Genomic DNA, 8,461 nt, shown 5'->3' on the forward strand with positions numbered 1-8,461 from the left:
ATCCATATATTAGAGTTAAAGTATGCAGAGTAGATGAATAATACAAAGTCAAAACAATCAGTATCTTATGATTCAGGAAAAAAAACACCTATTCTTGAAAAATGTACGTATATTATACGTATTAAAATTTTTCCCACACTTATCTACAGATTACCTTTTAAAATAAAAATCAAAACTATATTTCAATTGGCTTATATTCACAATATTTATATTGTGATGCTGAAAACTTAGCATTTCTTTCGTCAGTTAATTTAAGAAGTAGATGATTTTCCAAGTTTGCAATTGAAAGAGTAGAGGTAAATTTTCTTTATGAAATGGTTCTTAATCTTATTATTTATTACTTTGAATCCTTTTGTTACCAGCGAAGCAAAAATTTATCAAATTGAAATGATTATTTTTTCACAACCAACTTTCCAAAATAACGCCCTCAAAGAATGCTTAACTTCTACCTCTCTTGATCCTAACTTTTTTTATGCCAAAAAAATTAAACCGCTTCCTACTTCACAATTTCTTTTAAAAAACGAGCAAACTGAATTAGATAAAAATCTAGAATATCAGACCTTGTTGCATTTAGCATGGCAACAATCGATAACTCATTTATCTACTCGTCCTATACGTATCGAGGGCGATAAGGTTCGAGGTTTATTTCGCGCTAATGTTCAACATTATTTTAATATTTCTATATCTTTACTTTTTAATCAATCAAGTGGATCAGGTTCTTGGTATGAAAGCCAAGAACGACGTATGCGAAGCAATCAATTGAATTATCTGGACTTTCTCTATTATGGGGTACTAATTAAAATTATTCCTCTTACTTGAAAGGTTAATCATAATGATTATTATGAACTAAAATTATTCATGTTCAGGAGCTACTCGATAAATCCCAGGGGCGTTACGAAGATATCCTTTATAATCCATCCCGTATCCGAATACATAATGATTTCCCACTTTTAAGCCGCTAAAATTAGCAGATTCAGGACCACTAGGTAACCGAGCATTATATTTATCTACTAAAACAGCAGAATAAACTGATTTTGCTCCTTGTTCTTTACAAAAATTAATAATAGCGGCTAAAGTGACTCCTCCATCTAAAATATCATCGACGACCACTACTGTACGGTTTTTTATTTTACAAGTAGGTTTAACTTTCCATTCCAAATTTTTGATTTTCGTATTGGTGCAATAACGCGTAGCATGAATATAATCTACTTCTAAGGTAAAATCTAACCGTGGCAATAAATTTCCAAGTGGAACAATCCCCCCAACTACTACACATAAAAAAATAGGATTAGAAAAAGACAGGGCTAAGCTAATTTCTGTAGCCATGGTATCCAAAGCAGCCTCCACTTCTGTCTTAGAATAAAGACAGGTAGCTTTTGCAAATACTTCACGAATATGCTCAGGTAGAATCATCGGGGCATCCCTCTTTATCACTGCTCCTTCGACCGTTGTGTTCATTATTCATTCCTCCTTTCGCTATTTTTAAAAATACCCCTTCCGGAAAATAAACCGTTTGAGTAGGAAAAGCACACTCTGCTTCATATTGAGAAATAAGATTTATAATTTCTAAAATTACTTTCTGTTGGATCATCTGAAATTTCACCCATTCCGTTGTTTTAGTGAAAGCATAGACCAACATATTCAGCGAGGAAGAACCAAACTCAAAAAGATTCACAAATAAAGTCTGGGTAGTATCAATAGCGGGATTCTTTCGTAATCTATTTTCAATATCTTTTACTAAAGCGGGGATTTTTGCCACGTCGGAATAACGCACGCCTAGGGTAATTTTAAGGCGTCGGTTTGTCATTTGGGAGGGATTTTCAATAACAATATTAGATAAAATTCCATTAGGCACATAAAGAGCACGTTTATCAAATGTTCTAATGCGTGTTAAACGCCAACCGATATATTCTACCGTCCCTTCAATTTGACGATCTGGAGAGCGAATCCAATTACCTACAGAAAAAGGACGGTCTAAATAAATCATCATACCACCAAAAAAATTCCCCAAAGTGTCCTTGGCAGCAAAACTCACTACGGCTACTCCCATCCCACTAAATGCTAATACAGCAGACATTTTGAGCCCGATAGTTTGGAGAAATATTAATAAAATTAATACAATAATGACAACTCGCATTAATTGCGCCAAAGCATGTATGCTAGTTTCATCACTCACTTTACCAACGCCCTCTCGTGCTCGAGCAGTTAGGCGATCTTCCAATTGGCGAAGAAAACGCATCATAAACCAAAAAAAAACAATTAGAATAAACATTAGTCGTGCTGAGGATAATACGTTTAAAAAATTGCTATTGAAGGCGGAAAATACTTGAATGATATTAGAAGCAATGAAACTTAAAGTAATCATCCAAATGTAAATTTGGAGGGGTTGATGGAGTGCCTGTAAAAAGGAATATCCCCAAATACGGGGTTTTTGTTTAAATTGGGATAAAAAACGGCGAAAAATCATCCATTCCAATAAGCTTGCTCCACTTCCTAAAGCAACTAGTAAAGCAATTTTAATAATTAAATTATGCATATAAAATTCGATAGTTTACCTCCTTATTCATGAGGTAAGATAGTACAATAAAATACAGTATTTTTCGAATGATTGTAAAACTCTCCTTTTAATGATCATTTTTCAACAAATAAACAATGTTGGAGAAAGTAAGAGGTTAAGGAAGAAAATTAAATTTTAAATGTATAACATGCTCTGACAGAATCCTATCCAATTGGTAGTAGTAAGCCTCAAAAAAATATAGATCTACTTTTGTAACATTTCAGGATCATAGGAATTAACGGGTAAAGGGTGTTTTAAACGCAGAAATGGTAAAAGTCGCTCGATAACCAAGAGCACGGCCCCGTGATTGCCCCGATTGAAAAAACAAAAAATTCTGACCCCCTATATCTGTTAGAATCTGATGGATATGAAGCGTTTTAATAATACCCTTGGTTAATTTTCATTTTTTTACACTCAAACACGACTGAGTGTTTCACTGAGCAATTATTTTTACTTGTTTGTGATTCATATCTAAAATAACGAAGATCAAATAGTATCCTATAATTCTTTTAATCTTTATTATTCTAAATAAACTAATCCTGAATTGTCTTTATAAGGTAAAGACTCTTTTTACTTGCTTAGGGATGTGATTTTAACTGTGTAGATTTATATAATATAGGCCCCCTGTCGGAGAGATGGCAGCGTAGCGTTCTGGCGTTTTATTTTATAGCATGTCACACGACTGCCTATCCGGCGAACTATAAATATAAATCTATAAAATTTTTACGAAAAAAGTTTTAAACATACTCGACTTTTGACTCCACGATCATAAAAAATAAAGTATTTCTTGTTTTAATTTTAGAAGTAAAAAAAAATGACATTAGATAGAGTTTTATTATTACAATGAAATAAAATAACTCTATCGAATCAGAACAAAATATTTGAGTAATTTCTTTCTTATCCATAAAAATCTATATTTTAAGATAGAAAACGCTATTTTAAAAAGCTCTATTTTATCAAAATCAACAATACCACATTAATATCTAATTGTTTATTCCTTATCTTTTAAGGGCTTCTTAAAAGAACCTGGGAAATGATGTACATTCCCCTTCATGGTAGGACTTTTAATTTTAGCAGAACCTTGTTTTTCCATTTCGTCAATTCGCAAAATCATGTGCATAGGTATATAAGTTCGTTTTACTCCTTGAAATTCTGTTTTTAGCTTTTCTTCTGATGGATCTACAAGCACTGAGGAATGATCATTAAAAATTAACTCCTCCATTTCAATAAAACCCATTAAACTTTCTTCAGAAATATATCTAGCATAAATTTCATAAACTTTTTCCTCTTGACTAAAGATAACTTTATAAATTAATTGTTTTTCTTCCATTGTAACTTCAAAATCCTTTCATATTATTTAATAAATATTGAATGTCTTCAGGGATAGACTCTCGTTTCAAAAGATTATTATCTTGAGGAAATCTTTGAAAATGAGGAGTGATATTGTAATGATGGTTGTCGAATTTAAACAAGCTTTTATAAAGGAGTAAGGTTTCTAGTAATACCAATTTGTATAACATTTAGTATCTACGCACAGAGATCATCATCTCCTGCTAATTTCTCGCATAATGTATGTAATACTGGAAAATAATAAAATCCTTCCTGAATAAGACTCGTTTGACGTTCTTCCCTATCTTGGAGACCATTAATCCATATACCAAAGTGATCATTCTGAACAAATGCTTTAGGAGAGTTTAAGTATCTATGTCGCGAAAATTGACTAAAAATTAACAGTATTTTTTTTAATTTCACGTCTTGACCCTTGATAACCTTGGTAAAATTAAGGGTCAACCACTCGCTAATCTTCTGATCTACTTCAAGACTTGCTCTACAACAAACATTCGTATGATTCTCTAAAAGAAGAATTGTTTTTACTGCCCCTGTAAACCAAAATTTTAAAAATTTATTAATTTGATCCATAGGGGGGATCTTTATAGCATAATTTCCATTGATGGTCATTCTTTTACTTATTTTTCTGCTACTTATATTCAATTTATTCGAGAAAGAGTTTTGAACAATGACTATGATATCGTGATTATAAATTTGAATGTAGCCCTATACCCTCTTTTTTTATGAGCACCTCATCAGGATAGCTATCAAATATATATATGAAATACTTTTTATACTGATCCCAATATTTTATATTGGATTCTTCCCTACTCCAAACCCGAAAACTACAACTATAGATATCTAGGTCCCTAGGTCCAAATTTGAATCGCGTTCAAAATAACGTAACTTGAGTGCCGAAGATAATGTTTCTTGGATGACGAAAGTTTACAAAAACAGTATCTGCTAAAATATTTTGAACTAATCCTAGTCCGTACTATGCAGTACCTCTATATTAATATTTCTAAATGATTTCCTCACCTCCGAAAAGGTTAATTTTTAAATAGCTATATGAACCATTACATGTATCATTAAAAACTAGTGTAACTCCGTAATAGCTCTGTGGGGTATTCAATGTACAAATGTTTATTGACTTTTGTATAACGGAATTATTCGTTATTAACATTAGCATCAGAATTATAAGATTAATCATTACCTTATAAAATCAGAATTAGTATTTTTGCTTTATCTTAATCAGTTTACTGATTAATGTTATTGGCATGCTAATCTTGATCTTTATATTGGCAACTAATAACTAAAACTAACGCATCAGGTCTAACTTATAAAGTTTGTATTACAAAACATTAAGGATTACACTGTTTAACGTCGTTAATAAAGCAATATGAAATTTATTTCATAGTTTTATGTTAACTAATTTTAAAGTGACTTTTTAAAATATAAACTAGTTAATAAAATTATATACATAAATAATATACATAAATTTTTAAAAAAAAATCAGAGGGTGTAGTTTTTTCAGTTCTTATCTTGAAAATCTTTCTTATAAACCACTATTTATTAAATAATCTATAATGCTTTTGATTAAATTTTTTTTATTGCTATCAAACCATTTAGCATCAGGCCACCGTCGAAGCCAAGTTAACTGTCGTTTAGCTAACTGACGAGTAGCTACAATCGCCTTGTACCGCATAGTTTCATAGCTAGATTCACCTTTAAAATATTGCCAGGCTTGGCGATAACCTACAGTACGCAGCGCTGGCAAAGTAGGATTTAAATTTCGTCGATACAATTGTTTAACTTCTTCTAAAAATCCTTTCTGCAACATTTGATCAAAACGTTTTTCAATGCGTTGGTGTAAATCTTCCCGATTAGTGGGGCTTACAATGATATTGATAAACTGATAAGGCAAAACCTCTAAGCGTTTTAAATTTTGATAATTCGACAAGGGTTGTCCTGTTGTTTCATACACTTCTAATGCTCGTTCAATACGATAAGCATCCTTCTGATTAATTTTTAAGGCAGATTTTGGATCAATCTTTTTTAATTTCTCATATAAAGCTATCCAACCTTTTGCTTCTGCTTCTTTTTTAATTTTTTTTCTAAGCATGGGTTGGGCGATTGGCAAATCAGAAAAGCCATGTTGCAATATATGAAAATACAACATTGTCCCCCCCACTAGCAAAGGAATTCGATTTTTTGCATGAATAAGTTCAATTTTTTTTAAGGCATCTTTATAAAATTGACCACAAGAATAGGGAACTTTGATTTCACAGATATTAATCAAATGATGCGGGATAATTTTTAATTCCTGAAGTGTTGGTTTTGCGGTACCAATATCAAGACCACGATAAATCATGGCTGAATCTACACTAATAATTTCAAAGTGTAAAAGTTGGCTTAAGGTAATAGCGAGTTGAGTTTTTCCACTAGCTGTGGGACCTATTAAACAAACAACATACTTTTTCACCTATTGTCCACGTAAAAATAATCGATTTAATTCTTTAATCTCAAATTGCTTCCAAGTAGGTCGACCATGATTACATAAGCCAGCATGCATAGTTTTTTCCATATCACGCAATAAAGCTTCCATTTCTTCTAGAGTTAAAAGATGAGGAGCACGGATTGCTGCATGACAAGCTAAGGAAGCCAATGTGGCGTTAATTTTTTCTTCTATACGTAAGGTAGCCGTATGAACAATAAGATCCACAAGGACATCGCGAATTAATTTTTCAATATCAGCCACTTTGATTAAAGAATGATGACGACGCACAATAATTTTATCGGAATCTAATAATCCAATTTCAAACCCAAGTTCTAAAAATAAATACTGATTGGCTTGATATATCTCTATTTCTTGAGGGTTCAAAGTAACATGGAGAGGAACAAGTAATGATTGAGTTACTATGTCCCCTTTTTCTTTTTCCTGTTTCATTTTTTCATACAAAATACGTTCATGCGCTGCGTGCATGTCTACGATAACTAATCCTTTTTTATTTTGAGCAAGAATATAAATTTCATGTAATTGTGCTAACGCATGACCTAAAGGATATTCAAAAGAAGGTTCTAAGTATAATGTATGATTCAATGCTATTTTCTTTTTATTATAAGAAATAATATCTTCTTTAAGTGAATGGGATAAATTTGGAATATGAACTATTGGTAGAGTATTCTGAACATTTACTTTTTTCACAGGAAATGGAATTTTTATTTCACAAAGCCCGGGGCTTATTTGAACTAATGTTTCAGATACCGCATGAATAATAAAATTTCGTATCCACTGACTATCTCGAAACCGAACTTCTTGCTTCGTGGGGTGAACGTTCACATCTACTAAGGAAGGATTTACTGTAAGATAAAGAATATAGGCAGGGTGTTGCCCATGAAATAAAACGTCGTGATAAGCTTGACGAACCGCATGAGCAATTAATTTATCTCGAACAAAACGGCCGTCGATATAAATAAATTGGAAATCCGGTTGGCTCCGCGTATAGTGAGGTTCTGCAATATAGCCTCGTAAGGATAATTCTGACTGAATAAATTCAATGGAAATAGCAGATTGTAGAAATGCATCACCCAAAATACTTTTGATGCGATTCATTCGATCGGAACTTGTAAAGGCTGCTTGAAAATTCATTATTTCTTTGTCATTATGTTCAAGAGTAAACCCGATCGAAAAGTGACCAAGAGCAATCCGCTCAATTACCCGTTTGATATGCTGAAATTCCCTGGTGGGTGTTTTTAAAAATTTTCGTCTTGCTGGTATGTTATAGAAAAGATCTTGAATTTCTACTGTGCTCCCTGGAGGATGAGCTACAGGTATGGGTGAAGTAACACTTTCATATAGCTTACTAATATAATAGGCAAAATTTTCTTTGCGTTGCCTTGAGGTCAATTGTAATCGAGATACAGCTGCAATACTAGCTAATGCTTCACCTCGGAAGCCTAAAGTAATGATGTGCTGTAAATCTTCGGCATTTTTAATTTTACTTGTCGTGTACCGCTCAAGCGCTAAAGGTAAATCTTCGTAATGAATTCCCTTTCCATCATCCTGGACGCGAATTTGTTTTAAACCACCTTGGAGAATATCAATTTGAATTTGGGTTGCTTCAGCATCAATACTATTTTCAATTAATTCTTTAACCACAGAAGCAGGACGTTCAATTACTTCTCCAGCAGCAATTTGATTGGCAGTTTGATTACTTAGTCGATGAATGCGCATAGCTAAATTAATTCAATGTGCTTCTTTGAGAGAAGAGCTTAGCGGATTTTTAGAAAATTTGCTAGAAGAAATCACTGTTGTTATACCTAACAATAAGCTTAAATTTATTTAATTTTACTTAACTTTACTTATCTAGTTTATCTTTGAGCACTTTAATAAGCTCATTCTTTATGATAGGATGTGCTATTACATCATTCATTCTAAACATCCATCATTCATTCTAAACATCGAATCACGATTTATTCTTAATAAACTAAAAAATGAGTGCTTGCTTCAATAGAATATATTTCCTTGAAGATTCTTTCCAATGAATACACTGAACGAGTTTGAATCCATAATAC

At 32.4% G+C, this 8,461-nt stretch carries 8 protein-coding genes; 1 reads left to right on the forward strand and 7 read right to left on the reverse strand.

All coding sequences use genetic code 11. The features are described 5' to 3' along the window. Nucleotides 1-309 precede the first annotated feature (309 nt). Complete coding sequence (locus tag CLERM_RS02535; protein ID WP_102157028.1) at nt 310-819, forward strand: CsiV family protein; 510 nt, start codon at nt 310-312, stop codon at nt 817-819. A gap of 33 nt (nt 820-852) precedes the next feature. On the opposite strand, the gene CLERM_RS02540 is transcribed toward CLERM_RS02535, so the two are convergent. The 7 genes from CLERM_RS02540 to mutL form a co-directional block, all read right to left on the reverse strand. After that, nucleotides 853-1,413 (reverse strand): hypoxanthine-guanine phosphoribosyltransferase, encoded by a 561-nt coding sequence (locus tag CLERM_RS02540; RefSeq protein WP_102157029.1) that lies wholly within the window; start codon nt 1,411-1,413, stop codon nt 853-855. After that, on the reverse strand, nt 1,400-2,536 hold the full coding sequence (locus CLERM_RS02545; RefSeq protein WP_102157030.1) for a mechanosensitive ion channel family protein: 1,137 nt from the start codon (nt 2,534-2,536) through the stop codon (nt 1,400-1,402). Before CLERM_RS02545 ends, CLERM_RS02540 begins: the two co-directional genes overlap by 14 nt. A gap of 1,012 nt (nt 2,537-3,548) precedes the next feature. Then, a complete protein-coding gene (locus tag CLERM_RS02550; RefSeq protein ID WP_102157031.1) occupies nt 3,549-3,887 on the reverse strand; it encodes a DUF1820 family protein in 339 nt (112 codons plus the stop codon). A 7-nt stretch (nt 3,888-3,894) separates the two neighbouring features. Then, complete coding sequence (locus CLERM_RS04220) at nt 3,895-4,077, reverse strand: DUF924 family protein (protein WP_102157032.1); 183 nt, start codon at nt 4,075-4,077, stop codon at nt 3,895-3,897. Between the two features lie 7 nt (nt 4,078-4,084). Further along, the gene (locus CLERM_RS02560) at nt 4,085-4,477 is read right to left on the reverse strand and encodes a hypothetical protein (protein WP_145996294.1); all 393 of its coding nucleotides are present in this window, start codon (nt 4,475-4,477) and stop codon (nt 4,085-4,087) included. A 964-nt stretch (nt 4,478-5,441) separates the two neighbouring features. After that, entirely contained in the window at nt 5,442-6,344 is a 903-nt protein-coding gene (gene miaA, locus CLERM_RS02565; protein ID WP_338028232.1) for a tRNA (adenosine(37)-N6)-dimethylallyltransferase MiaA, read from the reverse strand. Between the two features lie 24 nt (nt 6,345-6,368). Continuing rightward, nucleotides 6,369-8,120 (reverse strand): DNA mismatch repair endonuclease MutL, encoded by a 1,752-nt coding sequence (gene mutL, locus CLERM_RS02570; RefSeq protein ID WP_102157035.1) that lies wholly within the window; start codon nt 8,118-8,120, stop codon nt 6,369-6,371. Between the last annotated feature and the right edge of the window lie 341 nt (nt 8,121-8,461).

The organism is Coxiella-like endosymbiont (assembly GCF_002871095.1).
Lineage (GTDB): Bacteria > Pseudomonadota > Gammaproteobacteria > Coxiellales > Coxiellaceae > Coxiella.